Source organism: Nocardia sp. NPDC004260 (assembly GCF_053603155.1).
The window spans coordinates 14,718-40,466 of the sequence record NZ_JBSGEZ010000017.1 but is presented as its reverse complement, the minus strand read 5'-3'; the positions used below and the strand labels follow the sequence as shown (position 1 = coordinate 40,466).

Sequence of the window (25,749 nt, the reverse complement as noted above, 5' to 3'; positions counted from 1 at the left end):
CGTGTCGGGAGTGTGGGTTAGCGTCGAGAGCATGCGGCTTCACGTGGGATGTGCGATGTGGACGCACGCGGCCTGGCAGGAACGGCAGCTCTCCCCGGGGGAGCGGTTGCGCTGGTACGCCACGTGGTGCAACGCGGTCGAAGGCAATACGACGTTCTACGCCACGCCGTCGCGGCGCACAGTCGAATCATGGGCGGCGCAATGCGATCCCGCGTTCCGATTCGTCCCCAAGCTGCCCAAGCCGATCACCCACGAACGCAGGCTGACCGGCGTCGAGCAGGAGTTGCGGTCCTTCCTCACCGCGATGGAACCGCTCGGCGAACGCATCCACGCCCTGTGGATCCAGCTGCCGGGCTCGTTCGGACCCACCGATCTCGGTGTGCTGGCCGGTTTCCTGCGCGACTTCCCGCGCTCGTACCGGGCCGCCGTCGAGGTGCGTCACCCCGCGTTCTTCGAGGACGAGCAGGCGGCGCGCAGGCTGGAATACGTGCTGTCCAGGGTCGGCGCCGAATGGGTGCCGTTCGACACCACCGTGCTTTTCGACGGTCCTCCCGTCAGCGCGGCGGAACAGGAAGCGGCCGCGAAGAAGCCGCGGGTGCGGCGCAGGATGCGCGCGCTGACCGAATACCCGATCGTGCGCTATCACGGCCGCGACGATGTCCAGCGCACCGTCGACGGCTGGCGGCCGTGGGTCGGGACGGTCGCCGAATGGCTGCGTGAAGGTCGCTCGCCCACGGTGTTCGTGCACACGCCGGACAATGCGGGCTCGCTGGAGCTGGCCCGCCGTTTCCACGACGCGGTCAGGGCCCGGCTGCCCGAGCTCGAGCCGCTGCCCGAGCCCGCCGCCGCCGAGCCCATGACGCTGTTCTGACGGAAAACGCCTCCCGCGGCATCGAGCCGCGAGACCGCGCGGATCAGGCCTGCAGGCCGACCTCGACCTCGAGGGTGAGCGTGATCTTGTCGCCGATCACCGCGCCGCCGTCGGGCAGCGGCATGTCGATGGTGATGCCGAAGTCGCGGCGGTTGATCACGGTCTTGGCCTCGAAGCCTGCGACCGGCCCCTGGCCCATGCCGGGGTTGACGCCGAGGAACTCCACCTCGAGCGATACCGGCTTGGTGACACCGCGAATGGTGAATTCGCCGTCCACCACGAAATCGTCACCGTTCACCCGGAAACCGGTGGACTTGAACGTGGCCACCGGGAACTGCTCGGCCTGGAAGAAGTCCGCGGTGCGCAGGTGGGCGTCGCGCTGTTCGTTGTCGGTGGTGACCGAGTCGACCCGGATCTCGGCCTCGGCCGAGGCGCTGCCGTCCTCGCCGATCACCAGCTTGCCGGAGAAGTCGGTGAAGCGGCCGCGCACCTTGCTGACCATCAGGTGGCGCACCGAGAAGCCGAGCGTGGAGTGGGCGGGGTCGATGGCCCAGGTGCCCGCGGTGAGAGCGTTGGTGGTTCCGGTCGACATGACGTTCTCCTTCATAGTTGAGATTTGAACTACTTGGGTGTGAATGGGGGTGGGATCGGTCGGGGGAAGATCAGTGAGTGCCGAGCAGCTGTGCGAACGGTACCGGGTCGTCGTACGGATCGGTGGCACGCGCTCGCGGCGTGTTGGTCAGCGCGGCGGCGAATTCCGCTGCGGCGCGGTCGATCCGAGAGCTCAACCCCTCGGTCGCGGCGGAGGCCCAGTCTTCCGACGCCGCGTACACCGCGGTGGGCGCGACCACCGCGTGCAGGTAGCTGAACATCGGCCGCAGCGCGTGCTCCAACGCGAGGGAGTGGCGCGCCGAGCCGCCGGTCGCGCCGAGCAACACCGGCATTCCGGCCAGCGAGTCCGGTTCCAGCACGTCGAAGAACGTCTTGAACAGGCCGCTGTAGGAGGCGTTGAAGATCGGCGTGACGGCGATCAGGCCGTCGGCGCCCGCCACGGTGTCGAGCGTCGCGCGCAACCCGGCCGGCGCGAATCCGGTCAGCAGGTTGTCGGCCAGATCCCGCGCGTGCTCGCGCACCTCGACCACGTCGACGGTCACGTCCGCGCCGGACGCGGACAGCGCCGCCGCGGTGGCCGCGGTGAGCCGGTCGGCGAGCAGCCGGGTCGACGAGGGCTGCGACAGGCCCGCGGAGACGACGGCGATGCGGGTCATCGGGTCGCCTCCACGGCTGCGTCGCGGGCGGCGACCAGGCTCGCGTGCGTCGGGGCGTCCGGCACGTGCGCCGGGCGCAGGGCCGCGAACTCCTTGCGCAGCACCGGCACCACTTCCTCGCCGAGCAGGTCCAGCTGCTCCAGCACGGTCTTCAGCGGAAGGCCTGCGTGGTCCATCAGGAACAGTTGGCGCTGGTAGTCGCCGAACGTTTCGCGGAAGGTGAGCGTCTTGTCGATGACCTGCTGCGGGCTGCCCACGGTGAGCGGGGTCTGCTCGGTGAACTCCTCCAGCGACGGTCCGTGTCCGTACACCGGCGCGTTGTCGAAGTAGGGGCGGAACTCGCGCACCGCGTCCTGGGAGTTCTTGCGCATGAAGACCTGTCCGCCCAGGCCGACGATCGCCTGATCGGCGGAGCCGTGACCGTAGTGCTCGTAGCGCTGCCGGTACAGCCCGATCAGTCGCTGGAAGTGCTCTTTCGGCCAGAAGATGTTGTTGGCGAAGAAGCCGTCGCCGTAGTAGGCCGCCTGCTCGGCGATCTCGGGGCTGCGGATCGAGCCGTGCCAGACGAACGGCGGAACGTCGTCCAGCGGGCGCGGTGTGGAGGTGAACGACTGCAACGGCGTCCGGAATTTGCCTTCCCAGTCGACCACGTCTTCGCGCCAGAGCCGGTGCAGCAGGTGGTAGTTCTCGATGGCCAGCGGGATGCCGTCGCGGATGTCCTTGCCGAACCACGGGTAGACCGGGCCGGTGTTGCCGCGGCCGAGCATGAGGTCCACCCGCCCCTCGGCCAAGTGCTGCAACATCGCGAAGTCCTCGGCGATCTTCACCGGATCGTTCGTGGTGATCAGGGTCGTCGCGGTGGAGAGCTGGAGCCGCTCGGTCCGCGCCGCGATATAGCCGAGCATCGTCGTCGGCGACGACGGCACGAACGGCCGGTTGTGGTGCTCGCCGGTGGCGAACACGTCCAGACCGACCTCCTCGGCCTTGCGCGCGATCGTCACCATGGCGGTGATGCGCTCGTGCTCACTCGGCGTCCGGCCGGTCGTGGGGTCGGTCGTCACATCACCGACCGTGAAGATTCCGAACTGCACGACGCCTCCTTACGATTTCAGTCTGACTCAATTTGGTGGATATGGCAACCAAAGGAACCAGGTGGGGTGCCCGGGTATTCCCCGCGCGACGGTGTGACGCTGGTTACGGCAGGTATTCCGCCAGCCAGGTCCTGGTGAGTTCGCGGGTGACCCGCGCGCCAGTGTCGAGTTCGGTGGTGCCGAAGGCGTGTTCCACGTAGGGCAGCTCGACGTAGCGCTGCGGGACGCCCGCGGTCTCGAGCGCGGCGGCGTAGGCCGCGGTGTGCTCGGCCCGCACCAAGTGATTGCTGGACCCCTGGATCAACAGGGTGGGTGGGGAGGCTGCGCTGACGTGCGGAGCGGAGCTCGTCGCGGTGTAGCGCTCGGGATACTGGTCGGGCGTACCGCCGAGATACTGCCGGGCCGCGTCGACGCCGAGCGCGGTCTCGGTGCCGGAAGCGGCGAGATCGACCGCCGGGTACAGCGCGACCGCGGCGCGCACCTCGGGCAGTTCCTCCGCGCTGCCACAGCTGGGCCGCAAGGCGCTCGCGTTGATCTTGTTCGCGACGTTGACAGCCAGATTGCCGCCCGCGGATTCGCCGAACGTGGCGATCCGCCGCAGGTCCCAGTTGTACCGCTGCGCGTTCGCGGCGGCCCAGGTCAGCGCGCAGGCGACGTCGGCGTCCGCGGTGTCCCAGCGGTGCTCGGTCGCGCCGGAGAGGCGGTAGTCGACGTCGAGGACGGCGTATCCGTTGTCGGCCAGCCAGGTCGTGTAGGCGTCGGTGCCGCGGCTGCCCGCGACGAACGCGCCGCCGTGGATGCTCACCACCAGTGGGGCCGGGGCCGTTCCCGGGGCGGGCAGATACAGATCCGCCTGGATCGGCTGCCCGTCGACGGTCGCGTAGGTGACGGTCTCGTCCGGCGCGTCACCGACGGTGCTGAACGGGACGACCGGGGCGAACGGAACCCAGACGCCCGCCGCGTCGTGCGCCGCGAACACCAGCGTCGCGCTGGTGACGACGGACAGCACCAGGCCGACGACGGCCACGCCGGTCACCGCGGCCGCCGGGCGCCGTCCCCGCTCGCCGGAGCGAAGCGCAGCGAGCGCCAGCCCGGTCGCGACCATCGCCAGAACCATGTTCCACGAGCCGAGCGCGTCGCGGACCGAGCCGAGCAAGAGCACCGCCGACTGCGCGATCGCGTTGTCCAGCAGCGGCATCGTCCAGGAAACCGGCAGGATCGCGATCAATTGGCCGAGCGCGAGATACACGGCGAGGACTCCGGCGGATACCAGCAGCGCGAGGCGGGCCAGGCGACGCGGGGTCGCGGATTCTCCGGGTGCGGTCACATCCGCTCCTGGCTCGTCGGTCATCCAAGGTCTCCGTTTCCGGGTCGGGGCTGCCCTCCAACCTAGGTCGGTCTTCGTGCGTGCCGGATGCGGGTGCTGGTGAGTCGGGGCGGAATCGGGTAGCCGACTACGCGCGTTTTCCCGTGTCTCGTCCGCAGAATCGGTCGCCACAGGGTTTCGACATCGGGGTTTCGAAGGGATTTACATGGCTGGTTATCACGGTTGGTTGGCGCCTGCTCCGAATCCGGAGCCGCCCTTGGACAGCCGCGGGCGCGCCGAAGTTCGCGATCCCGCGCCCGCTCGGGCGCGACCTTGCCGCACGGGGCCGCGCGCCGTGTCCGGCCGGTCGAGTGCCGGGATACGTAGCGCGGTGCGGCGTAGTCATGCGTCCGCCGCGCAGGCGGGGGACGAAACCCGCTCGGCGGCACGCCGGTTCGCCGAGTCGGCGGTGCGCATCGTCCTCGAGGTACTCGACCGTAGGAGACCCGTACCGCAACTGGCCGCGGTCGCCGACGCCACGGTCGTCGCGGCGGTGCGCACATTGCTCGACGCCGGTCTCGTGCCCGGTCGCGCACTCGGCGTCGCGATGCCGATCCGGGTGAGCGTGGCGCTCGTGGATGCCAGGACCGCCGAGGTCTTCGCCGCATACGCCCGCGGCGGTCGCCGTTTCGCCGTGGCGGCGAGGATCGTCCGGACGCGCTCGGCAGGCTGGCGGCTGACGGCGCTGCGCATCCGATGACGTGGTGCGTCAGCCGAGCTGGACGGATCGGCGCGCCATGCCGAACCAGTAGCCGTCGATGACTGTGCGCAGCGCGCCGAGGTCGTCTTCGCCCGCGCCGAGCGCGACGAACAGCGGTGCGAAGTGCTCGGCGCGGGGGTGGGCCAGGCGCGCGGCGGGCGCTTTCCGCTCGAAATCGAGCAGCGCGTCCAGGTCGTGTGCGGCCAGCGCCTCGCGGCCCCACTCGTCGAATTCGGTGGTGAAGGAGTGCACGTGTTCGTCGTCGGCCGTCAGGGCGCGCAGGTTGTGGGTGAAGAAACCGCTGCCGACGATCAGCACGCCCTCGTCGCGCAGGGGCGCCAGCTTCTGTCCGATGTCCAGCAGCGCCCGAGGGTCCAGCGTCGGCATGGACAGTTGCAACACCGGGACGCCGGCGTCCGGGTACATCTCCTTCAGCGGCACGTAGGCGCCGTGGTCGAGCCCGCGCTCCGGGACGTCCGCCACGGTGACACCGGGTCCGCGCAACAGGTTTCGCACCTTCTCGGCCAGCTCCGGCGCGCCCGGCGCGGGATAGCGCACCTGGTAGTACCGCTCGGGGAAGCCCCAGAAGTCGTAGACCAGCGGCACCGTCTCGGTGGCGCCGAGCGCGATCGGCGCGGCCTCCCAGTGCGCGGAGACGATCAGGATCGCCCGGGGGAGCGGCAACGCGCGCGACCACGCCGCCAGCTCGGCGGGCCAGCTCGCGTGATCGGCCAGTGGCGGAGCGCCGTGGGAGAGATAGAGCACCGGCATTCTTCCGGTGTGCACGCTGGTCATGGCGCTCCTCCTTGCTCGGCCGCGCAGGTAGTTCAAATTCGAACTCAACTCTAGCTGATTGTTCAAATTCGAACAATATGGTTAGGGTGGAGCTGTGGAGACCAGGTGGCTGAACGCGCGCGAGATGCAGGTGTGGCACAGCTTCCTCGCGGCGGGCGCGCTGGTGGGCCGTGAGGTGGAACGGCAGCTCAAGCGGGAAGGGCTGTCCCATACACAGTACGAGGTGCTGGTACGGCTCGCGGCCGCGCCGGAGGGCCGCCTGCGGATGACCGAACTCGCCGACGCGCTCTACACCTCCAAAAGCGGGCTGACCTACCAGGTGACGCAGTTGGAGAAGGCCGGACTGCTGATGCGCGAGGCCTGCCCGACCGACGTGCGCGGGGTCATCGCCGTGCTCACCGGCGCGGGCCGGGAACGGCTGGCGCAGATCGCGCCGGACCATGTCGCGACCGTCCGCCGCGTCCTCGTCGACGTGCTCAGCGCCGCTCAGCAGAGCGCCGTCGCGGAGGGGCTGGGCGAGGTGGCGCGGCGGCTCGCGCCCTGACTCAGGCCAGCGACGCCAGCCAGTCGTGCATCCACGACAGCGCCGTCGCGCCACCGCCGACGCGGTAGCTGCCGTAGGCGGTGTGCGCCTCGGAGCGGTAGAACTGGTCCAGCAACCGGGCCCGTTCCTGGTTCGCCGACTCCGACAACTGGCTCTGCAACAACGGGATCCCGCCGTTGGACATCAGATCGCCGACGATGGCGCCCATTTCCATCTGGTAGCGCCAGAGATTGGCCGGGTCGGGATGGGAGGTCTGGGCCAGGAAGCCCGCGAACCGGGTCACGAAATCGTCCGACGCCGTGGTGCAGTACAGATCGCCGACCGCGCAGATGGTGCGGGTCTCCGGGCTGACGAAGCCGAAGCCGCCGATGCGGGGACCGCCCGCGCCCGCGCCGCCCACCGGCGGACCGACCAGCGCGTCGGTGGGGGAGCGGCGCGGATCGGAGATGAGTCCGACCGCCGCGATCCGGTACGGCGGCACGACGCCGATCCCGGTGCCGATCTCGGCGGCCAGATCGCCCGCGGCGTCCGCGCCCTGGCTGTAGCCGACCAATGCGATCTTGGTCGCGCCGCACGCCCTGGCCATCGCTCCGATCATGCCGCGCGCGTTGTCGACGGCCTCGCGTTTGGACGCGCCGTAAACCTCGCTCTCCCAGGGGAAGGCGGTCGCGGCGTAGCTGACGTAGTCGACCCGTACCGAGGACGGCAGGCCGTTGGTGACTCCGGCCAGCATCCCGGGGGCGGGAGGCTCGCCGTCGGTCCGGGTCTCCCAGGTGCCCGGGATCGCCACCACGTACATGCTCGGGCACTCCGGCTCGGCGACGGCGGGCCCGCTGCCCGGTCCTACACACGACAGCGCCATCGCCGTGAAACCGATGGCCGCCGAGATCCACTTCGATCGCATGGCGTTTGCTCCTGGTAGTACAGGCGCCGCAGGCGCTCCCCGGCAGGAAAGGCCTTCGCCGGGCGCCGCGCGGTGGTCGAACCCGGCCCCGTCGAAGGCTGCATTGAGACTCGGTGGTCTCAAAGTGCAGACAGGATAGCGAGAGTGTGTGAGACGGCACAATCCGGAGCGTAAGTGACACGTATCACAGCGAGTTCGGTCGCCTCGACGCTCCCTGATTGCTAAATGCCCGGTGCGAGCAGAACTGCGATGGCCTGCGCCCATCGGTTGATGGTTGCCGTGGCGGCGCGCTCCGAAGTGCGCAGCGGACGGGACATCGCGGTGCCGCGCAGGATCGCGATGGTGAGATCGCGGACGGCCGGATAACCGGGGTGGGCGACGAGGCTCGGGCCGAACAGTGCGTCCACCACGCGCCGCAAGTCGCGCCCGGCTTCTCGTTCGGCCACGCGCAACGCCTCGGCAAGCGCCGGATCGGTCCGCGCGGCCGTCCACAGTTCGAACTCGGCTTGCGCCGCCGGTCGCGCCATCGATTCGTAGAGGGCGGTCAAGGCGCGCAGGACGGGATCGGCTCCGTCGCCGAGTCCGGCCGCGATCTCTCGTACCGCCGCTTCGTTGCGCGCGACCAGATGGCCGACCAGGTCGGTGATCAACGCGCCGAGGGTCGGGAAGTGATGCAGCAGCGCTCCGCGGCTGACCCGCGCGGCACGCTGGACGGAGAGGGTGGACAGCGCCCGGTAGCCCTGTTCGGCCAGCAGGTCGGCGGCGGCGTCGAGGATGCGGGCGCGGGTCGCCCGTTTCTGTTCCTCGCGTAGTCCGGCCATTCCGGCTCCCTCCGTCGACGCGGCATTTTCACAGTCAATGTTGACTGTCAATCGGCGTTTGCGCCAGACTGCGGAGACGGGTGCGGGACCAGCGTCGAAGGGAAAGCGATGACCGACAGTGACATCAGGGCCGATGGCGACTCGGGCGCGTGGTATCGCGGGTGGACCGAGCAGCCGGACTCACCGTGGGCCGGACGCCCGGACCCGGACGACGCACGCGAGTACCGGACGCTGACTTACGAGCGGGACGGCCGCGTCGCGCGCATCACCTTCAACCGGCCGGAGAAGGGCAACGCGATCACGCCCGACACACCGAACGACCTGGCGCACGCGGTGGAACGCGCGGATCTGGACCCGCGGGTGCACGTGATCCTGTTGTCCGGGCGCGGCAAGGGATTCTGCGGCGGATACGACCTGAGCATGTTCGCCGAGCAGAGTTTCGCGGTGGCAGGCGGTCCCGGCGACGCGGCGGGGACGGTCGTCGACCCGGTGGTGCAAGGCCGCAATCACGATCCGGCGCGGACCTGGGACCCGATGATCGACTACGCGATGATGAGCCGGTTCAACCGCGGTTTCGCCAGCCTGATGCAGGCGAACAAGCCGACCGTGGCCAAACTGCACGGCTTCGCCGTGGCGGGCGGCAGCGACATCGCCCTGTTCGCCGATCAGATCATCTGCGCCGACGACACCAAGATCGGCTACCCGCCCACCCGGGTCTGGGGTGTCCCGGCGGCGGGCATGTGGGCGCACCGCCTCGGCGACCAGCGCGCCAAGCGTCTGCTGTTCACCGGCGACTGCCTCACGGGCAGGCAAGCGGTGGAATGGGGCCTGGCGATCGAATCCTGGCCGGCCGACGAACTCGACGCGCGCACAGAGGAATTCGTCACGCGGATCGCGCGCATGCCGATCAACCAACTGATGATGGCCAAACTGGCGCTGAACTCGGCGCTGTACGCCCAGGGTGTGGCGAACTCCGGCATGATCAGCACCGTCTTCGACGGGATCTCCCGGCACACCACGGAGGGTTACGCCTTCCAAACCCGCGCTGCCACCGCCGGTTTCCGCACGGCGGTCCGGGAACGCGACGAACCATTCGGCGACCACAAACGCGACCGGCCGGAGGGATGATTCGCTTCTGAGCCGAGTGAGAATCGGCCGAATCCGCCGGCGCGAACGGCGAGGGGCGGTGGTCCGGTGACCACCGCCCCTCATCCGTACGCCGGAAAATTCGTCAGCGGACGGGCGGGATCTTCCCGGTCGCCTCGTCCTCGAGGTCGTAGCCCAGCCGCACGTCGTGGGCCACCTCGCCGCCGCTCACGGTGATCCGGCTGGTCACCGCGGGATAGCCCCGGGCGACGACCGTGTAGTCGCCTTCGGCGAGATCCGCGACGACATAACGGCCGTTCTCGTCGGTGCGCGTCGTCGCGGTCAGCACGCCCGCCGCGTCGAGCACGCTGATCTGCACGTCCGCGACCGCCCGGCCCCCGTCCGCCCACGCCGACCCGGCCAGCACCGCCATCGGCGTGAGAACGATGTCGTGGTGCAGCAATCCGCTGTCCGGCACGGTCAGCGCGGTCGCGCTGGGACGCATGTGCTCGGCGACCGCCACGAGGGTGTACGTGCCGGGCACCACGCCGTGGCAAACGTAGCCGCCGTCGCCCTCGGCGGTCGCGGATCCGACGACCTCGCCGTCCAGATCGGTCAGCGTGATGGTCGCGCCCGGCAGCGGCTCGCCCAGGGTGCTGGACCGGACCACGCCGGACACTTCGCCGGAGCCGAGCAAGGTGATGTCGAATTGCTGCGGCCGGTCCGCGACGGTCACGTTGACCGCGGCGGGCTGATGTCCCGCGGCCGACACGATCAGCACGTAGTTGCCCGCGTCGGGCGCGCCGACGAGGTAACGGCCGTCCGCGCCGCCGTTCGTCCGCGCGGCCTGCCGCCCCTGATGGTCGATCAGCGTGAGTGCGGCGGCGGGCACCGGCCTGCCGTCTTCGCGATGGACATAGCCGTTGAGCGAACGGCCTTCGTACTCGGCGCCATCGAAACTCGCCCGCGGCTCGCGCAGGTACGCGCCGTTGGCCGCCGGTTCGCCCGAGGCGTAGCCGCCCGCGGCCGCGGCGAGCACCGGTTCCGGCTCCGACAGCGCCTGCGCGGCGCCCTCCCACACCTGATCCGCGTCCCAGTGCGACTCGGCGGCCTCGGTCTGCTCGGCCGGCGTCTGCGCGGCGGGCGCCGGAGTGTCCTGGAGCGGGATCTCTTTCATGAACATCAGCACTACGCAGGCCAGCAGCGCGACCGCGCCCGCGGCGTAGAACACCCCGTGCATGGAGTTGGTGAAGCCGGTGAGGATCGGCACCTTCAGCGCGTCGGGCAGCGCCGCGATGCCGCTGGTATTGGACTGCATGCCGCTGAGCTGCTCGGCCCCGAACCCGGGTGGCAGCGCGCCGCCGAACGCATCGGTGATCCGGTGCGGCAGCAGATTGAACAGAATGGTCAGGAACACCGCGACGCCGAGCGTGCCGCCCATCTGCCGGAAGAAGGTGGCCGACGCGGTGGAAACACCCATGTCGGAGCGCGGACCGGCGTTCTGCGCCGCGATGATCAGCGTCTGCATACAACAGCCGAGCCCGAGCCCGATCAGTCCGCCGATGGCCAGCGGCTGCCACAGCGGGCTGTTGTAGTGCACCTGCGCGTACAGGACCGCGCCGACCGCGACGATGAACGTGCCCGTCACCGGCAGGATCTTGTAGCGGCCCGTGCTCTTGGTGATCCGTCCCGCGGTCTGCGAGCCGATCATGATGCCGAGCACCAAGGGCAGCATCAGCAGACCGGCCTTGGTCGGCGAGTAGCCGCGCACGACCTGGAAGTACTGCGGAACCATGGTGATCGCGCCGAACATCGCGACGCCGACGATGAATCCGCCCGCGATGGTGACGCTGAAGGTCGAATTCTTGAACAGCCGCAACGGGATCAGCGCGGAGTCCTTCATGAAGAACTCGACCAGGAGGAACAGCACCAGACCCGCCGCGCCGATGCCGTAGCAGAGCAGCGAGCGGTGCGAGGACCATCCCCAGTGCCTGCCTTGTTCCGCGACGATCAGCAGCGGCACCACGCAGATGGTCAGCGTCAGCGCGCCGAACCAGTCGATCCGGTGATGCTGGCGCTGGTGCGGCACGTTGAGCACCTTGGCGACCACGAGCAGCGCGAGCACGCCGACCGGGACGTTCACCAGGAACACCCACCGCCAGCCCTCGATGCCGCCGAGCTGTTCGTAGTCGGAGAAGAAGCCGCCGAGCACCGGGCCCAGCACCGTGGCCGTGCCGAAGACCATCATGAAATAGCCCTGGTAGCGCACTCGTTCGCGCGCCGGGACGATGTCGCCGATGATGGTGAACGCCAGCGACATCAGGCCGCCCGCGCCCAGGCCCTGGAACGCGCGGAACGCGGCGAGCTGGTACATCGAGGTGGCGAAGGTGCACGCCACCGAACCGATGACGAACAGGCTGATCGCCGTGAGGTAGAACGGCTTACGGCCGTAGATGTCGGCCAATTTGCCGTACAGCGGCGTGGTGATCGTGGCGGTGATCAGGTAAGCGGTGGTCGCCCAGGCCTGTTCGTCGAAACCGTGCAGGCTGTTGGCGATCTTGACGATCGCGACGCTGACGATGTTCTGGTCGAGCGCGGCCAGGAACATGCCGAGCAGCAGCCCGGACAGGATGGTCAGGATCTGCCGGTGCGACAGTGATGTGTCCGCGCCTGCGGCCGGGTTCCGCGGAGCCCGGGTGGTGGAAGTCGTCATGAATGAGCCCTATTTCGGATCGGCTGGGTGTCGGGTGGTGGTCTCTATTCCTGCGGTGAGCCGGTCGAGCAGCGCGGTCAAGGTGTCGCGGTCCGGTGCGGGCCAGTCGGCCAGGATGTCGGCCAGCCACCGGTTGCGCTGGGCGCGATTCTCCTCGAAGACACGAACGCCTTCCGCGGTGGCCGCCAGCACGCACGCCCGGCCGTCGACCGGGTCGGCCCGGCGCTCGACCAGACCGTGTGCCACGAGTTGTCTGCTCTGTCTGCTGATGGTGGATGCCTCGGCGTGCAGCACTTCGGCGAGCCTGCCCGCGCGCTGCGGTCCCTCGTGCACGAGGGAGAACAGCACGGCGTAGGCGAGTCGCTCCAGTCCGTCCGGACCGGGCCGGACGGGCTGCCATTTCGCCCGGTTGACCGCGCGCATGAACCGGACCAGCCGCTGACCGAGTTCGTCGGCGGCCGCGAGTTCGGCCGCCGTGATCCGGCGCTCGCGAGCGGTTGCGGACATGACACTCACCTCGATGTTCCCCACCAGCACATTGATTGGCAACCACAACTAGTTGCTTTAAGCAACTATACATCCGGGTTGCGGGAGGTCTGCGAGGTGGGTCACGCGCTGGCTCCGTTGCTACCGTCGATGGCGTGTCCGAGTCGCTTGTCCGCTTCCGCGCCGCCTTGCCGTCCGATTGCCGATGGGCGCCGGTCGGCAGCGGGGAGTCCGGCGCCGAGGTGTTCCGGTCCGCCGACGGCTCCCGCTACGCCAAGTGCGTCGATCCCGGCGGGGTCGCGGACCTCGCGCTGGAGCGGGACAAGATCGTCTGGCTCGACGGCCACGGTATCCCCGGCCCCCTGGCGCTGGACTGGCGGGCCTGCGACGATGGCGCCTGCCTGGTGACCAGCGCGGTCCCGGGCGTGCCCGCGGACGCGGTATCCGGCGAGACGCTCGGCCGCGCTTGGGAATCCATCGCGGACACCGTGCGGCGCCTGCACGAGGTGCCCACCGAGCAGTGCCCGTTCGATCGTGGCCTGGCGCGGATGTTCGCTATGGCCCAGGACGTGGTGGTCCGGGGTGCGGTGCACGCCGAGTTCCTCCCGGAGGAACAGCAAAGCACTCCGCCCACCGTCCTGCTCACCAGGCTGGCCGGTGAGCTGGAGCCGAGGATGACCCAGGAGTTCGCCGAAGCCGTGGTGTGCCACGGCGATCTGTGCCTGCCCAACATCATCCTCGATCCGGAAACGCACACGGTGGCCGGTTTCGTCGACCTCGGGCGTCTCGGCATCGCCGACCCCTACGCCGATATCGCCCTGCTGCTCGCCAATTCCCGGGAGTCATGGCAAGACGAGCGGCGCGCCGAACAGGCCGACCGGACATTCGCCGCCCGCTACGGCATCGAGCTGGACGCCGATCGTCAGCGCTTCTTCCTCCATCTGGATCCGCTGACCTGGGGTTAGCCCGATCACGCAGGGGGTTTGAGCAGAACGGCGGTGCCGTACGCCGCCACCTCGCTCATCGTCCCGGCGATCTCGTTGCAGTCGAAGCGCATCGCGATGACCGCGTTCGCGCCGAACGACATGGCGTGCTGGCACATCCGCATGATCGCCTCGTGCCGGGACTGATAGAGCAGTTGGGTGTACTCGGGATCTCCCCGCCGCCCAGCGAGCGGAAACCGGCGCTGAAGTTCGAGCCGAAGCTGCGGCTGCGCACGGTCAGCCCGGCGACCTCGCCGAACACCCGGGCGATCTCCTGTCCTGGAACGTCGTTCATGGTCGAGACCAGGATGGGGAACTGCGGTCCGGGTGGCGGGGGCGGAGGATACGGCTGCGGCGGCTGGTGCGCGGGATGTTGCGGGTAGGGCGGCGGCATCGGCTGGCTCATGTGCGGGATGCTACGGCGGCAGGGCGGCCGCGTCGCTTCCGTCCGCGGCGAGATCGCCCGGAGGCGGCGGAATCGCACCGACCGCCCGGTCCCGATCCGCCGGTTTCGCGTGTTCCGGGGACTGTCGTGGCGGAGTTCGTCCTTGCCTGTTGAGCATTCGACCGACAGAATCCGAAGAGATATGCAATGTTGTTATTGCGCAACGGCATTGAGAGGGAACCCACGGTGGCCGAATAGGCACCGGTAAAAGGGGGTGCGGCGAGATCATGTCGTCGAACACGTCCGAGCCCGGCGGCCGACGCGCCCGCCCAGGCCGGGCCGGGGCCGAACGCGTGCCCACGTGGCCCGGGATGATCTCCGCCCACGAGCCGCCGCCGCGCCGGGAACGCGACCGGCATCGGACGCACCGCGATCGACGCCGTGCCCGGCGCGGCGCTCGGCGCGCGTGGCTGGTCGGCGGCGCCGGGCTGGCCGCCTCGCTCGCCGCGGCCGCGCTGGTCCTGGTCTACACCGACGCGGCGTCGGCTCCCCGGCAATCGGCCACGGTAGCGGACCCGGTGCTCGGCGGCGGTCCCGGCTGTGAGCCGACCCGAGGCGCACAGTTGGTGCGCGGCAACGGGACCGGCTCCACCGCCTCGGGACCGGACGTGATCCTGGCCTTCCAGCACGCCTACTACGCGACCCGGTCCGGAGCGGTAGCGCGATCGTTGACGGCGCCCGACGCCGTGGTGCCGCCGGTCGCCGTGATCGATGCGGGCATCGCCTCCGTCCCCACCGGAACGCAGCACTGCGTCATGATCACCCCCATGCTCGACGGACGCTACGACGTGGTCATCACCGAGTTGCGCCCCGACGCCACGAGCCGCACCTACCGGCAGTTCGTCACCGTGGTCACCGCCGACGGCGGATCCACCATCGCCAAGATCACCGCACCGAACTGAGCCCGATCTCCCGTTCGACTGCGGGCACTTTCGCTACGATGCCACTGCCGGGGCGGTCGATCGGCGCGAAATGCGGTGCATAAGCGATCGATTCCAAGGGGAGGTCGTCGGTGGTGTTCGCACGGTGCTGCGCGGTTGTCGGAACGGCTCTTTCGATGCTGCTGGCGATACCGGGCCCGCCGTCGCGGGCGGAGCCGGAACTCCCGGCGGTGGCGGATCCGGCGCCGCCGGAGCAGGACCCCTTCTACCGGCCGCCCGCCGAGCTGGTCGGCGCCCAGCGGCCCGGCGGGATCCTCGCCGCGCGGCCGGTCACCATCATGAATCAGGTGCCCGGGGCCCTGAATGCCGAGGCATGGCAGATCTCCTACCGGTCGAACAACAGCGCCGACCAGCCCATCGCCGCCGTCGCGACGCTGCTGAAACCGCGTGCGGCGAACGGGAAGCTGGTGTCGCTGCACGCCGCCGAGGACTCCACCGGGTTGTTCTGCGCGCCGTCCTATCAGGTGCGCCGGTCGATGCAGGCCGGTCTGCTGGACGGGCAGCTCGACCCGTTGCGCAGCGCTCCGGCGCTGTTGGCGCAGGGGTGGACGGTCGTCGTGCCGGATCATCAAGGGCCGAACTCGGCGTTCGCCCACGGCCCGCTGGCCGCGCGGATCGCCCTGGACGGCATCCGCGCCGCGGAGCGGTTCGGTCCGCTGGGACTGCCCGGACCGGATACCGAAGTGGCGATGTGGGGCTATTCCGGAGGTTCGGTCCCCACGTTGCACGGCGCCGAGTCGCGCAGCTCCTACGCGCCGGAGGTGAACCTGGTCGGCGTCGTCTCCGGCGGCACCGACGTCGACCTCGAGGCGTTGTCGCTGGCGGCGAACAAGGGCCCGGGTGCGGGCCTGGTCGCGGCCGCCATCATCGGTCTGGCCCGCGAGGAGCCGGAATTGGACGCCTACCTGCGGGCGAACGCGACGCCGCCGGGACGGCGGTTGCTCGACGCGAAGGACAGCGGCTGCGTGCTGTATCAGGCCGCGACGGAACCGTTCCTCGACGTAGACAGCCTGGTCCAGGGCGGTCTACTGCACACGCCGGTGCTGCGCGCGGTCTTCGACCGCACCCGAATGGGCAAGTCGGTGCCCGACGCACCGGTCTTCCTCTACCACGCGACCGCGGACTGGCTCGTCCCGATCGGTCCCGCCGACGCACTCGCCGCCGCCTACTGCCGCGACCCCGCCGCTCGCGTCACCTACATCCGTGATCACGCGAGCGAACATCTGACCCTCAACACCCTTGCCGAGCAGAGCGTGGTCGCTTGGCTGCGCGCCCGATTCGCCGGGATACCGGTCGCCAACGGCTGCGCCGTCACGGATATGGGGTCCATCGCGCTCGGTCGATGACGGAGTTCGCGTGACGCGTTACTCGAGGCCCGCGATCTTCCGGCAGCGGAAATCCAGGTAGTTGATCATCATCCAGAAATCCTTGAACGCCGGGTTCGTGGTCTGGCCGTGGTGGTAGCGGTAGTAGATCTGCTGGGCGATGACGGCCAGGCGGAACAGCCCGAAGACCTCGTAGAACGGCCAGTTCTCGGCGGAACGGCCGGTGCGCGCGCAATAGTGTTCGACGATTTGCGCGCGGGTCAGCATGCCGGGCAGGTGACTCGGCTGGCGTCGGGAGGCCCGCATGACCTCGTCGTCGTCCGCCTGCACCCAGTAGGCCAGCGCGCCACCGAGATCCATCAGCGGGTCGCCCAGCGTCGCCATTTCCCAATCCAGCACACCGACGATCGCGCCGGAGCCCGACGGATCCAGCACCAGATTGTCGAGCCGGAAGTCGTTGTGGATGACGGTGGTGGCGACGTCCGCGGGCTGGTTGGCATCGAGCCAGGCCGTCACCGCGGCGAAATCGCTGACGTTGTCGGTGCGCGCGTTCACGAAGCGCCGCGACCACCCCGCGACTTGGCGGCCGACATAGCCCGCGCCTTTGCCGATTCCGGTGAGACCGGCCGCCTCGGGGTCGACCTGGTGCAATTCGATCAAGCAGTCGAAAGCCGTGGTGGACAACCGCTTCGCCTGATCGGGGGACAGGCTGGTGCCCTCTGGCAGATCGCCGCGCAGGATCGTCCCCGCCACCCGCTCCATCACGTAGAAATCGCTGCCGATCACGTCCGGATCGGCGCACCGGGCCACCATCCGCGGCACGTAGCGATAGTGCGGACGCAACCGCTCCTGCACCAGGAACTCACGGCCCATGTCGTGCGCGGAGGCCGCCTTCGTTCCGCTCGGCGGACGGCGCAGGATCAGGTCACGATCCGGGTAGCGCAGCAGGTACGTCAAATTGGACGCGCCGCCGGAGAATTGGCGCACCTCGGGCGGCTCGCTCAGACCGGGAACCCGCTCGGCGAGCCAGGTGTGCAGGGCGGCGACGTCGAAGGCGTCCTCCGCGCGGACGGCGGTGGCCTCCGGAGCACTCACCGGTCGGTCCCGTATTTACGCAGCTCCTGCCGGGCGATCACGCCGAGGTGCACCTCGTCGGGGCCGTCGGCGAAGCGCAGCGAACGAATGCCCGCGAACGCGCGCGCCAGCGGGAAGTCATCGGAAAGCCCCGCCCCGCCGTGCAATTGGATCGCCATGTCCAGCACCTCTTGGGTCATCCTCGGCACGACCGCTTTGATCTGGGAGACCTCGCTGCGCGCGCCGGCCAAGCCCTTGGTGTCAAGCAGCCAGGCGGTGTGCAGGACCAGCAACCGCGCCTGATCGATCGCGACGCGCGCGTTGGCGATGCGCTCGCGGTTCCCGCCGAGGTTGGCCAGCGGCTTGCCGAACGCGGTGCGCGACAGGGCGCGGCGGCAGCCCAGTTCGAGCGCGCGCTCGGCGAGGCCGATGGCGCGCATGCAGTGGTGGATGCGGCCGGGACCGAGACGGCCCTGCGCGATCTCGAAGCCACGTCCCGGCCCGGCGATCACGGCGTCCAGCGGCAGCCGCACGTCGGTGAAGGTGACCTCGCCGTGGCCGAAGGGCTCGTCCAGGTAGCCGAAGGTGGTGAGCATCCGTTCGACCCGCACGCCCGGCGTGTCCAGCGGAACCAGCACCATCGAATGCCGCTGGTAGGGGTGCGCCTCCGGGTCCGTGAGGCCCATGAAGATGACGAACTTGCAGTTCGGATGGCCGATGCCGGTGCTCCACCATTTGCGGCCGTTGAGCACGATCTCCTCACCGTCCACCACGGCGGTCGCGGCCATATTGGTCGCGTCGGAGGAGGCCACCTCGGGTTCGGTCATGCAGAACGCCGAGCGGATCGTGCCGTCCAGCAGCGGCCGCAGCCACTGCTGCCGCTGCTCGGTGCTGCCGTAGTGCAGGAGCACCTCGGCGTTGCCGGTGTCGGGCGCGTTGCAGTTGAACACTTCCGGCGCCCACCCGGAACTGCCCATCGCCTCCGCCATCGGGGCGTAGTCGACGTTGCTCAGGCCCGCGCCGAGTTCCGGATCGGGCAGGAAGAGGTTCCACAGACCCGCGTCCCGCGCCTTCTTCTTGAGCTCCTCGACCACCGGCGGAACCGCCCATGGCGATTCCCGCAGGGCGGCGGCGTGCTCCTCGTCGCGCGGCTCGATCTCCTCGCGCACGAACTGCCGCACCTGATCGGTGAGGCGGACGGCTCGATCGGAATGCGTGAAGTCCATACCCATCCTCGAGGTCTGCTGAGCATTGCTCAACTTCCGGTCAGGTCATTGGTAGCATATTGTTGAGCATTGCTCAATAGAGGAGGGTGGATGACCGAGGTCGCCGTGGAGCCGGGCGGCCGCCGCTCGGCGGACGACCGGCGCAGGCAGCTGATCGGAATCGGCCTGGGCATGCTGATCGACCGGCCCTGGCACCGGATCACCGTCGACGCGGTCGCGCAGCAGGCGGGCATCTCGCGCGGGCTGCTGTTCCACTACTTCCCGACCAAGCAGGACTATTACGCGCAACTCGTCCGCGCCGCGTCGCAGCGATTCCTGCGCGCCACCGGCCCGGACCCCGACGCCGCGGATCCGCTCGCGTCGATGATCGCGAACTTCGTGAGCTACATGCGCAAGCGCAGCGGACCGCTGGTGGGGCTGCTGCGCGCCGCCGGGCAGGACCCGGTCCTCGAATCGATCATGGAGCGGATGCACGACGAACTGACCGATCGGGTGTTCGCCGCGCTCGGCAGGCCCGCGCGGTCGACCGCCGAGCGCCTGGTGGTGCGTTCGTGGTGGGCGATGGCCGAGGACCTTACGGTGCAGTGGTTGTCCCGCGACGACGTCGACCAGGACCGGCTGGACTCGTTGCTGTTCGACACGTTGTCGCGGGTGCTCGACTCGGTGGACGCCGAATGCCGGGCGGATCCGCCTGCGGAGTGAGCCGCCCGGTGCGAGAAGGTCTCCGCGATTCGGCGGGCCGGAATGGCCGCGCGAAATACTCGGTGCGCGGAAATGGCGGAACGCGGTCGGCCCGGTGCCGCCGAGGGGCGAATCTCGACGGCACCGGCGTATCCGAACGCGCTGCGGGAGCGCACGCGCCGCCGCGAAGGGAAAGCGCGCCAGTTCAGCATAGAGCGATCAATGGTCTGACGCGCGGGGAAGGAAGCGCTTGCGACCGCCGGGAATCACGCCGCACAGCGTGTGTCGTCCGCGGCACGCCGAATAGTTTTGCGAGATGGCAAATGAACAGTTTCGCCGGTAGCGGTGGATCGACTATGAATAAAACGTGCCGTTGCCATACGTGATCACTTGTCTGCCATCGAGTCTCCCGTGCGGAGAGCGCTGATGGTCATCGAACATCCCATCGAGGACGAGGTTACACAGCTGGCGAGGCGGGTCGAGAAGGCCCGTGGACGGCTCGCCTACCAGTTCGATCCCGCGCTCACCGAGGCGCTGTCGGAGGACGAACTGTATGCCGAACGTGAGCTCGCCGAACGGATTCGCACCCAGGAGCGCGGACAGCGCTGGAAAGAGGCGCAGGCTGCCGCCGCGGCATCCGACCGCGCCAGGCAGACCACAGAAGCGATCGAGAAGGCCGACATGCGAGATCTCCTGCTCGCCCGCAAGGCGATTGCCGCGCAGCGACGCGAATCCAGTCCGCACGCGAAGCTGGCCTCGCTGTATCGGCATCGGTCCTGGTCGCTGCGCGCGCTGGCGGGTGTCGTCGCGGCGGGCATGTTGTGGTCGGCGGTCAACGTCCAGCACAACATCGCTCCCGGCGGCGCGACCGATCCGCTCTACTGGTTCAGCTACCTGCTCGAAGGCATGATCAGCGTCTGCCTGATCATCATCATGATCGGCACGAACAAGGTCGCCGAATGGGGTGTGATCGACAACCGCCGCCAGGTCGCGACCGCCGAAGTCGCCCTGCTGGCGCTGACCGTCAGCCTCAACACCTACCCCTACTTGCGCGCGGGCGCCTGGTACGACGCGGCCGTGCACGCCATCGCGCCGGTGATGATCGGTGTCGCGCTGCTCATCCACGACGCCGCGAGCGCTCGCTACGGCCTCGCCATCGCCAGGGCCACCGAGCAGGTCCGCGACCTGCCCGACCCGGCCGAGCAGATCCGGCTCACGCTGCCCAGATACCGCGCGCCGGTCGCGCCCGAGGCGCCGAGCGCTCCACCCGAACAGGTGCACTACGAACCGCCTCCTGTTGTCGCGGCGCCCCCGGAGGAGGTCGTCGAGCAGGAGGTGGTCGAGGTCGCCGAAATCCAGTTCCTGTCGGAGGTCTCCGACGAGCCGCCCGTGGCCACGGTGAAAGCCGAGAAGAAGCGGCCGCCGGTCGAGGCGCCGCGCAAGCCCGTGCTGCCCGAGTCCATCGAAGATCTCGACGCGATGGCGGCTTTCGACGCGCGCCCCACGTCGCCGGTGCAGGTCAAGGACACCGACGTCATCGTCACCAATGGCGGTGCGCCCGCCGCCAACGGGAAGAAGCTCGCTGCGAGCGAGCCCGTACCGGTATCGGTCGCGAAGGCCGAGTCCCGTCCGGCCGCGCGCGTGCCCGCAGAAGACTCCGCCGCGGCGAAGGTGGTCGTCCGGCAGACGCCGCCGGCCAAGCCGCGTACGCCGGTGGCCGAGACGGAGATCTCGACGGCCGAGATCCCGGCCGTCACCCGGCAACCGCTGGCGGACAGCAAGAGTGACAACTCGACGCCGGAGCCGAAGAACGGCAAGGACAGCCCCGCGCCCGACGTCGCGCAAGCGCCGACGGCTCGCCCGCCGGACATCTACGACACCGGTTCGTTCCGCGTCGCCGACATCCTCGAGCAGGAGCTCGCCGAACTGCAGGCCGAACGCCGCCGCGCCCGCACCAGCAGGCAGCGTTCCGCCTCCACCGCGGGTCGCGAGTCCTAGCGAGCTCGCCCCCGGTAAGGATGCCCGCCGGCGCGCCACGCGCCCGGCGGGCATCGGCGTCTTTCCGGTCGGAATGCGCTCGGAGCGTCAGGATTCCGGGTCGGACAAAGGCGCTGTCTTCGCCCACTCCGCCCACTCGGCGAGGGCGTCGTACAGTCGGACCGCGGCTTCGACCGTGACACGCATCGAACGGGTCTGCGGGGAGTCGCCGAAGTCCCCGCGGTCCTTGGCGTTCGCGTACTCGCGGTAGATCTCCGCCTTCTCCCGGTAGAACCGGGCTTCCCTGGTGAGGTGCGCCTCCAGTTCGTCGGAGTTCAACAGCCAGAAGAACAACGAGCGCAGGACCGGTTCCAGACGGATGGTGTGGTCCACATCGACGTGCACCAGCCAGCGGCGCAACTCGGCGACGCCGTCCTCGGTGATGCGGTACTCCTTACGCCGGCGTGGGCCCTCCGCCGCCGCCTCGACCAGTCCTTCTTCCGCGAGCCTGGTCAGCTCCCCGTAGATCTGGGGATGCTTGGCGGGCCAGATCGCGCCGAGCATCTCCTCGAATCGGCGCGTCAGGTCGTAGCCGCTGCCGGGCTGGTCGGCGAGAAGTCCGAGTAACCCGTGACGCAGTGACATCGACGCTCCCTATTCCGTGATCGGTGGCCCGGCTGGAGCGTACCTCTGTCGTTCTGCCGCAGTTCACCGTCTTGACTGTACCAACATGTAGCTTTATACATGTTGAAAGAAACATGTAGCTGGCTACTTATGGAGGCTGATATGACGACTCAGGGTTCGAAGGCGGTGCTGATCACCGGTGCGGGCGGCGGAATCGGCTCCGCCACCGTCGAGGCGTTCGCCGGGCGGGGCTACCGCGTCTACGCCGGAGTGCGGACGCTGCGAAACACCCCCCGGTTCGGGCACGCGAACGTCGTGCCGGTGGAACTCGATGTGACCGACAGCGCCGGCGTTCGCCATGCGCTCGACGCGGTCGCGGCCGACCGTGGCCCAGCCGGGTTACAGGTGCTGGTGAACAACGCGGGCGTCATCGTGCAGGGCCCGCTGGAGCTGGTCCCCGACGCGGAACTGCACCGGCAGTTCGACATCAATGTCTACGGCCCGCACCGGGTCCTGGTGGCCGCACTTCCGCTGTTGCGGGCGGGCGGCGGCCGGGTGATCAACATCAGCGCGGCGAGCGCTCGCACCGCGATGCCGTACCTGGGACCCATCTCGGCGAGCAAGGCCGCGCTCGAATCGTTGTCCCACGCGGCCCGCGTCGAGCTCGCGCCCTGGGGCATCCCGGTCTCGGTGGTGGAGCCGGGCGCGCTCGAGACGACGATCTTCGCCAAGGCCGAATCGGCTGCACGCGAAGCACTCTTGCTGGCCGACGCCGACCGTGTCGAGCTGTACCGCGCACAATTGGCCGCCGTCGAAAAGGCGCTGGCGGAACAGAAGACACGGCCGGTCGGCACGGTGGTCGACGCGATCGTGCGGGCAGCCGAGGCCAGGCGGCCCAAAGACTGCTACGTCGCGAGTTCGGACGCACGCATGCTGCGGATGCTCGCGTATCTGCCTTTCCGCCTGCGCGATCGGGTGATCGCCGGTGCATTGGGCTTGGGCAAATCCGACGTGGCGGCCGGAGCGGCGCGATGAGCCGGATCGTGTTCGCCGGGGCCACGTCCGGGCTGGGACGGCAAGCGGCACTGCGGCTGGCGAAGGACGGCCACGAGCTCGTGCTGGTCGGCCGCGACGCGGAAAAAGGCGCGCGGCTGGCTCGCGAGACCGGTGGCCGGTTCGTGCGTGCGGATCTGGCGGTCTCGACGGGTATCGACCACGTCGCGGAGCGGGTCGCCGAGCGGTTCGACGGCGTGGACATCTTGATCAACAACGCCGGTGTCATGACTCCCGAACGTCGCGTGACCGGCGAGGGAATCGAGCTGAATCTCGCCGTCCATCATCTCGCGCCCTTCTCGCTGACCGGACGACTGCTGCCGTTGCTGTGTCGCGGCGGCGGCCGGGTGGTCAACGTCAATTCCGAAGGCCACCGGCAGTCGATGTTCCGCGCGGGCCCGGTGCGCATCGACTTCGACGACTTGCCGAGCGAGCGGAACTTCGACCCGTTCGTGACCTACAGCCGCACCAAGTTGGCCAACCTGTTGTTCACCTACGAACTGCGTCGCAGGTACCCGCAATTGACTGTGGCCGCACTGCATCCCGGCTTCGTGCGCACCGACCTCGGCCGGGAATTTCCACGGGCGCGGGTGGCGATGCTGCACCTGACGGCGTTGTCCGCGCGGCAAGGCGCCGCGCCGGTCGTCCACCTGGCGACGACGCGGGATCTGGTGAACGGGGCCTATTACAACCGCTTCACCGAGACGCGCAGCTCGGACGCATCCTACGACCGGGATACCGCGCTGCGGCTGTGGGAGGTGACCGAACGGCTGCGTGGCCCGTTCGCCGCACCGGTTCGGGATCCCTTGCTCGACTGCTGAGAGCGGATCTGCCGAGGGCAGCAAGGGAACGGTCCGGCGCCACGCGTGCGGCACCGTGGAGCCATGGCTCACGATGACAAGACTCCGATGTTCAGCTGGCGGGCACGCGAGCAACTGCTCAGTCGCCGCATCGTCGTGCTCGACGGCGCGCTCGACGACGACAACGGGACGCTGCTGATGACCCAGCTGCTCACGCTCGCCGCCGAGGATCCCGAGGCGGGTATCTCACTGTGGATCCATTCACCGGGCGGATCGGTCCCCTCGATGCTCGCCATCCGCGACGTCATGCGGCTGGTGCCGTGTGAAGTCTCCACGCTAGCGCTCGGATTAGCTTGCAGCGCAGGTCAATTCCTCTTGTCGTCGGGCACCAAGGGTAAACGTTTCGCGTTGCCGCACGCCCGGGTGCTGATGCACCAGGGGTCGGCGGGCATCGGCGGCACGGCCGTCGACGTCGAGGTGCAGGCCGACGATCTGCGCTACACCGTGGACACCGTGCTCGGGATCATCGCCGAGGACACCGGTCAGCCGTTCGATCGGATCTACGAGGATTCGCTGCACGACCGGTGGTTCACGGCGGCGCAGGCCAAGGAGTACGGCTTCATCGACCACATCGTCGACTCGTTCGGGCAGATCGTCCCGCAACGCCAGCGAATCGGGATCTCGGCATGATCGGTCAGCCCCGGAGGCGGCAGCGCAGCGTGACCACGGAGGGGCCCGATCATGCCGGAAAGGACACAGCATGATCGGTCAGCCCCGGAGGCGGCAGCGCAGCGTGACCACGGAGGGGCCCGATCGTGCCGGAAGCGGGCACAGCATGATCGGTCAGCCCCGGAGGCGGCAGCGCAGCGTGACCACGGAGGGGCCCGATCATGCCGGAAAGGACACAGCATGAGCACCTACACCATCCCGAATGTGATCGCGCAGCATCCGCGTGGCGGGGAGCGGATCACCGACATCTACTCCCACCTGCTCGCCGAGCGCATCGTCTACCTCGGCACGCCGATCGACTCCGGGGTCGCCAACGCGCTCATCGCGCAGCTGCTGCACCTGGAATCGGAGAGCCCGGAGCAGGAGATCAACCTCTACATCAACTGCGAGGGCGGCGATCTGTCCTCCATGCTCGCCGTGTACGACACCATGCAGCACATTCGTTCGCCCATCCAGACCACCTGCGTCGGCCAGGCGATCGCGGTCGGCGCGGTGCTGCTGGCGGGCGGCGAACCGGGCCGTCGTGCCATGCTCCCGCACGCCAGGGTGGTGCTACACCAACCCGCCGCACGTGGACAGGGCGCGATTCCCGACCTGATCCTGCAGGCCGACGAGCTGGTGCGGCTGCGGGCGGAGATCGAGTCGATCCTGTCCCGGCACACCGGGCAGTCGGTGGAGCGACTACGGCACGACACCGACCGCGACCGGGTCTTCACCGCGTCGGCCGCGATCGAGTACGGCCTGGTCGACCAGGTTCTGGGACGGCGCGACTGATCAGGCCGCCAGCGCCATGAGCGTGGGCCCGGTGCCGGAACGCGGCGCCGACCGCGGCAGGAGGGCGATCCGGCGGCGCGCGCGGAGTTCGTCCGCCACCTGGCCGGTGAGCTCACCCAGCGTGGTGCCGTGCGATCCGGCCAGGGCGGCGATCATCTCGCTCGACGGCTCCTTGCGTCCCCGCTCGACCTCCGACAGATACTGCGGGGAGATGCCCGCCCGCCGGGCCGTCTCGACCAGCGTCTCGCCGCGGTCTTGCCGCAGGGTGCGCAACTGTTCGCCGAGCACCTCGCGCCACAAGGGTTCCGGCGGTGTTCGCGAGTCCGGTTGCGGGGTCCGGTCATCGCGTCCACCGGGAATCGAGTGCAGTCTCGGGTGCTCGCTCATGAGCTGAGCGTACGGTTCCGGGCCGCCGGAGTGCCCGGCATTACGCTCAGGGCGGACGAGCGGCGGGTCTTCGCGAATTCGGCGT

Annotated in this window: 26 protein-coding genes and 1 pseudogene; 13 read left to right on the top strand and 14 right to left on the bottom strand. The window is 69.2% G+C overall.

Going from position 1 to position 25,749, the window contains the following annotated elements; genetic code table 11:
• The first annotated feature begins 31 nt into the window (after window positions 1–31).
• Window positions 32–871 carry a DUF72 domain-containing protein gene (locus ACWEO7_RS12755; protein ID WP_452423146.1) on the top strand — a complete coding sequence of 280 codons (840 nt, stop codon included), beginning with the start codon at window positions 32–34 and terminating at the stop codon, window positions 869–871.
• Between the two features lie 43 nt (window positions 872–914).
• Here the strand turns inward: ACWEO7_RS12755 and ACWEO7_RS12750 are convergent, their stop codons facing one another.
• The 4 genes from ACWEO7_RS12750 to ACWEO7_RS12735 form a co-directional block, all read right to left on the bottom strand.
• Window positions 915–1,463, bottom strand: a complete 549-nt coding sequence (locus ACWEO7_RS12750; RefSeq protein ID WP_397077069.1) for a YceI family protein — start codon at window positions 1,461–1,463, stop codon at window positions 915–917.
• A gap of 70 nt (window positions 1,464–1,533) precedes the next feature.
• Window positions 1,534–2,139, bottom strand: coding sequence for an FMN reductase (locus ACWEO7_RS12745; protein WP_452423144.1), 606 nt, complete (start codon window positions 2,137–2,139; stop codon window positions 1,534–1,536).
• Window positions 2,136–3,230, bottom strand: a complete 1,095-nt coding sequence (locus ACWEO7_RS12740; RefSeq protein ID WP_450020014.1) for an LLM class flavin-dependent oxidoreductase — start codon at window positions 3,228–3,230, stop codon at window positions 2,136–2,138. Before ACWEO7_RS12740 ends, ACWEO7_RS12745 begins: the two co-directional genes overlap by 4 nt.
• 103 nt (window positions 3,231–3,333) lie before the next feature.
• Window positions 3,334–4,581, bottom strand: coding sequence for an alpha/beta hydrolase fold domain-containing protein (locus tag ACWEO7_RS12735; RefSeq protein ID WP_452423142.1), 1,248 nt, complete (start codon window positions 4,579–4,581; stop codon window positions 3,334–3,336).
• A gap of 346 nt (window positions 4,582–4,927) precedes the next feature.
• Here ACWEO7_RS12735 and ACWEO7_RS12730 point away from each other — a divergent pair, with 346 nt between their 5' ends.
• Window positions 4,928–5,296: an Rv3235 family protein gene (locus ACWEO7_RS12730; RefSeq protein ID WP_452423140.1), complete on the top strand. Its 369-nt coding sequence runs from the start codon at window positions 4,928–4,930 to the stop codon at window positions 5,294–5,296.
• A 9-nt stretch (window positions 5,297–5,305) separates the two neighbouring features.
• Here the strand turns inward: ACWEO7_RS12730 and ACWEO7_RS12725 are convergent, their stop codons facing one another.
• A complete protein-coding gene (locus tag ACWEO7_RS12725; RefSeq protein ID WP_452423138.1) occupies window positions 5,306–6,091 on the bottom strand; it encodes a dioxygenase family protein in 786 nt (261 codons plus the stop codon).
• 94 nt (window positions 6,092–6,185) lie between these two features.
• On the opposite strand from ACWEO7_RS12725, the gene ACWEO7_RS12720 reads away from it, so the two are divergent.
• A complete protein-coding gene (locus ACWEO7_RS12720) occupies window positions 6,186–6,635 on the top strand; it encodes a MarR family winged helix-turn-helix transcriptional regulator (protein ID WP_452423136.1) in 450 nt (149 codons plus the stop codon).
• 1 nt (window position 6,636) lies between these two features.
• On the opposite strand, the gene ACWEO7_RS12715 is transcribed toward ACWEO7_RS12720, so the two are convergent.
• Together ACWEO7_RS12715 and ACWEO7_RS12710 are read right to left on the bottom strand one after the other, a co-directional pair.
• A complete protein-coding gene (locus ACWEO7_RS12715; protein WP_452423134.1) occupies window positions 6,637–7,539 on the bottom strand; it encodes a cutinase family protein in 903 nt (300 codons plus the stop codon).
• A gap of 221 nt (window positions 7,540–7,760) precedes the next feature.
• A complete protein-coding gene (locus tag ACWEO7_RS12710; RefSeq protein ID WP_452423132.1) occupies window positions 7,761–8,360 on the bottom strand; it encodes a TetR/AcrR family transcriptional regulator in 600 nt (199 codons plus the stop codon).
• Between the two features lie 108 nt (window positions 8,361–8,468).
• Between ACWEO7_RS12710 and ACWEO7_RS12705 the strand changes: the two genes are divergently transcribed.
• Window positions 8,469–9,488: a crotonase/enoyl-CoA hydratase family protein gene (locus ACWEO7_RS12705; RefSeq protein ID WP_452423130.1), complete on the top strand. Its 1,020-nt coding sequence runs from the start codon at window positions 8,469–8,471 to the stop codon at window positions 9,486–9,488.
• Window positions 9,489–9,591: 103 nt separating this feature from the next.
• On the opposite strand, the gene ACWEO7_RS12700 is transcribed toward ACWEO7_RS12705, so the two are convergent.
• Window positions 9,592–12,159: an MFS transporter gene (locus ACWEO7_RS12700; RefSeq protein WP_452423128.1), complete on the bottom strand. Its 2,568-nt coding sequence runs from the start codon at window positions 12,157–12,159 to the stop codon at window positions 9,592–9,594.
• 9 nt (window positions 12,160–12,168) lie between these two features.
• Window positions 12,169–12,666, bottom strand: a complete 498-nt coding sequence (locus ACWEO7_RS12695) for a MarR family winged helix-turn-helix transcriptional regulator (RefSeq protein WP_450020032.1) — start codon at window positions 12,664–12,666, stop codon at window positions 12,169–12,171.
• A gap of 134 nt (window positions 12,667–12,800) precedes the next feature.
• Between ACWEO7_RS12695 and ACWEO7_RS12690 the strand changes: the two genes are divergently transcribed.
• On the top strand, window positions 12,801–13,610 hold the full coding sequence (locus ACWEO7_RS12690) for an APH(3'') family aminoglycoside O-phosphotransferase (RefSeq protein ID WP_452423126.1): 810 nt from the start codon (window positions 12,801–12,803) through the stop codon (window positions 13,608–13,610).
• A 5-nt stretch (window positions 13,611–13,615) separates the two neighbouring features.
• Here ACWEO7_RS12690 and ACWEO7_RS12685 read toward each other — a convergent pair.
• Window positions 13,616–13,938: pseudogene (locus ACWEO7_RS12685) on the bottom strand (YbjQ family protein).
• Between the two features lie 362 nt (window positions 13,939–14,300).
• Here ACWEO7_RS12685 and ACWEO7_RS12680 point away from each other — a divergent pair.
• Both ACWEO7_RS12680 and ACWEO7_RS12675 read left to right on the top strand, forming a co-directional pair.
• Entirely contained in the window at window positions 14,301–14,975 is a 675-nt protein-coding gene (locus tag ACWEO7_RS12680) for a hypothetical protein (protein WP_452358365.1), read from the top strand.
• A 110-nt stretch (window positions 14,976–15,085) separates the two neighbouring features.
• Complete coding sequence (locus tag ACWEO7_RS12675) at window positions 15,086–16,360, top strand: lipase family protein (RefSeq protein WP_452423124.1); 1,275 nt, start codon at window positions 15,086–15,088, stop codon at window positions 16,358–16,360.
• A gap of 18 nt (window positions 16,361–16,378) precedes the next feature.
• Here ACWEO7_RS12675 and ACWEO7_RS12670 read toward each other — a convergent pair whose 3' ends face one another.
• Window positions 16,379–17,434, bottom strand: a complete 1,056-nt coding sequence (locus ACWEO7_RS12670) for a phosphotransferase family protein (RefSeq protein WP_452423122.1) — start codon at window positions 17,432–17,434, stop codon at window positions 16,379–16,381.
• Window positions 17,431–18,639 carry an acyl-CoA dehydrogenase family protein gene (locus tag ACWEO7_RS12665; protein ID WP_452423120.1) on the bottom strand — a complete coding sequence of 403 codons (1,209 nt, stop codon included), beginning with the start codon at window positions 18,637–18,639 and terminating at the stop codon, window positions 17,431–17,433. The genes ACWEO7_RS12670 and ACWEO7_RS12665 overlap by 4 nt, the downstream gene beginning before the upstream one ends.
• A gap of 90 nt (window positions 18,640–18,729) precedes the next feature.
• Between ACWEO7_RS12665 and ACWEO7_RS12660 the strand changes: the two genes are divergently transcribed.
• Both ACWEO7_RS12660 and ACWEO7_RS12655 read left to right on the top strand, forming a co-directional pair.
• Window positions 18,730–19,341, top strand: coding sequence for a TetR/AcrR family transcriptional regulator (locus tag ACWEO7_RS12660; RefSeq protein ID WP_356967033.1), 612 nt, complete (start codon window positions 18,730–18,732; stop codon window positions 19,339–19,341).
• A gap of 405 nt (window positions 19,342–19,746) precedes the next feature.
• Window positions 19,747–21,318 carry a hypothetical protein gene (locus ACWEO7_RS12655; RefSeq protein ID WP_452423118.1) on the top strand — a complete coding sequence of 524 codons (1,572 nt, stop codon included), beginning with the start codon at window positions 19,747–19,749 and terminating at the stop codon, window positions 21,316–21,318.
• A gap of 87 nt (window positions 21,319–21,405) precedes the next feature.
• Here the strand turns inward: ACWEO7_RS12655 and ACWEO7_RS12650 are convergent, their stop codons facing one another.
• Window positions 21,406–21,942, bottom strand: coding sequence for a PadR family transcriptional regulator (locus ACWEO7_RS12650; RefSeq protein ID WP_452423116.1), 537 nt, complete (start codon window positions 21,940–21,942; stop codon window positions 21,406–21,408).
• 141 nt (window positions 21,943–22,083) lie between these two features.
• Between ACWEO7_RS12650 and ACWEO7_RS12645 the strand changes: the two genes are divergently transcribed.
• The 4 genes from ACWEO7_RS12645 (at window position 22,084) to ACWEO7_RS12630 (ending at window position 25,277) form a co-directional block, all read left to right on the top strand.
• Window positions 22,084–22,956, top strand: coding sequence for an SDR family NAD(P)-dependent oxidoreductase (locus tag ACWEO7_RS12645; RefSeq protein WP_452423114.1), 873 nt, complete (start codon window positions 22,084–22,086; stop codon window positions 22,954–22,956).
• Window positions 22,953–23,795: an SDR family NAD(P)-dependent oxidoreductase gene (locus ACWEO7_RS12640; RefSeq protein WP_452423112.1), complete on the top strand. Its 843-nt coding sequence runs from the start codon at window positions 22,953–22,955 to the stop codon at window positions 23,793–23,795. Before ACWEO7_RS12645 ends, ACWEO7_RS12640 begins: the two co-directional genes overlap by 4 nt.
• Window positions 23,796–23,858: 63 nt before the next feature.
• Window positions 23,859–24,464: a ClpP family protease gene (locus ACWEO7_RS12635; RefSeq protein ID WP_450023977.1), complete on the top strand. Its 606-nt coding sequence runs from the start codon at window positions 23,859–23,861 to the stop codon at window positions 24,462–24,464.
• 219 nt (window positions 24,465–24,683) lie between these two features.
• Entirely contained in the window at window positions 24,684–25,277 is a 594-nt protein-coding gene (locus ACWEO7_RS12630; protein ID WP_355075775.1) for a ClpP family protease, read from the top strand.
• Here the strand turns inward: ACWEO7_RS12630 and ACWEO7_RS12625 are convergent, their stop codons facing one another.
• Window positions 25,278–25,664, bottom strand: a complete 387-nt coding sequence (locus tag ACWEO7_RS12625) for a helix-turn-helix domain-containing protein (RefSeq protein WP_452423110.1) — start codon at window positions 25,662–25,664, stop codon at window positions 25,278–25,280. It lies immediately after the preceding gene.
• Between the last annotated feature and the right edge of the window lie 85 nt (window positions 25,665–25,749).

Bases quoted from the DNA above. Each gene is read 5' to 3' on its own strand.
- ACWEO7_RS12635 (WP_450023977.1), top strand. From the start codon at position 23,859: ATGGCTCACGATGACAAGACTCCGATGTTCAGCTGGCGGGCACGCGAG.
- ACWEO7_RS12700 (WP_452423128.1), bottom strand. From the start codon at position 12,159: ATGACGACTTCCACCACCCGGGCTCCGCGGAACCCGGCCGCAGGCGCG.
- ACWEO7_RS12655 (WP_452423118.1), top strand. From the start codon at position 19,747: ATGGTCATCGAACATCCCATCGAGGACGAGGTTACACAGCTGGCGAGG.
- ACWEO7_RS12725 (WP_452423138.1), bottom strand. From the start codon at position 6,091: ATGACCAGCGTGCACACCGGAAGAATGCCGGTGCTCTATCTCTCCCAC.
- ACWEO7_RS12640 (WP_452423112.1), top strand. From the start codon at position 22,953: ATGAGCCGGATCGTGTTCGCCGGGGCCACGTCCGGGCTGGGACGGCAA.
- ACWEO7_RS12660 (WP_356967033.1), top strand. From the start codon at position 18,730: ATGACCGAGGTCGCCGTGGAGCCGGGCGGCCGCCGCTCGGCGGACGAC.
- ACWEO7_RS12665 (WP_452423120.1), bottom strand. From the start codon at position 18,639: ATGGACTTCACGCATTCCGATCGAGCCGTCCGCCTCACCGATCAGGTG.
- ACWEO7_RS12645 (WP_452423114.1), top strand. From the start codon at position 22,084: ATGACGACTCAGGGTTCGAAGGCGGTGCTGATCACCGGTGCGGGCGGC.
- ACWEO7_RS12695 (WP_450020032.1), bottom strand. From the start codon at position 12,666: ATGTCCGCAACCGCTCGCGAGCGCCGGATCACGGCGGCCGAACTCGCG.
- ACWEO7_RS12735 (WP_452423142.1), bottom strand. From the start codon at position 4,581: ATGACCGACGAGCCAGGAGCGGATGTGACCGCACCCGGAGAATCCGCG.
- ACWEO7_RS12755 (WP_452423146.1), top strand. From the start codon at position 32: ATGCGGCTTCACGTGGGATGTGCGATGTGGACGCACGCGGCCTGGCAG.
- ACWEO7_RS12625 (WP_452423110.1), bottom strand. From the start codon at position 25,664: ATGAGCGAGCACCCGAGACTGCACTCGATTCCCGGTGGACGCGATGAC.
- ACWEO7_RS12705 (WP_452423130.1), top strand. From the start codon at position 8,469: ATGACCGACAGTGACATCAGGGCCGATGGCGACTCGGGCGCGTGGTAT.
- ACWEO7_RS12750 (WP_397077069.1), bottom strand. From the start codon at position 1,463: ATGTCGACCGGAACCACCAACGCTCTCACCGCGGGCACCTGGGCCATC.
- ACWEO7_RS12710 (WP_452423132.1), bottom strand. From the start codon at position 8,360: ATGGCCGGACTACGCGAGGAACAGAAACGGGCGACCCGCGCCCGCATC.
- ACWEO7_RS12715 (WP_452423134.1), bottom strand. From the start codon at position 7,539: ATGCGATCGAAGTGGATCTCGGCGGCCATCGGTTTCACGGCGATGGCG.
- ACWEO7_RS12650 (WP_452423116.1), bottom strand. From the start codon at position 21,942: ATGTCACTGCGTCACGGGTTACTCGGACTTCTCGCCGACCAGCCCGGC.
- ACWEO7_RS12630 (WP_355075775.1), top strand. From the start codon at position 24,684: ATGAGCACCTACACCATCCCGAATGTGATCGCGCAGCATCCGCGTGGC.
- ACWEO7_RS12680 (WP_452358365.1), top strand. From the start codon at position 14,301: ATGTCGTCGAACACGTCCGAGCCCGGCGGCCGACGCGCCCGCCCAGGC.
- ACWEO7_RS12745 (WP_452423144.1), bottom strand. From the start codon at position 2,139: ATGACCCGCATCGCCGTCGTCTCCGCGGGCCTGTCGCAGCCCTCGTCG.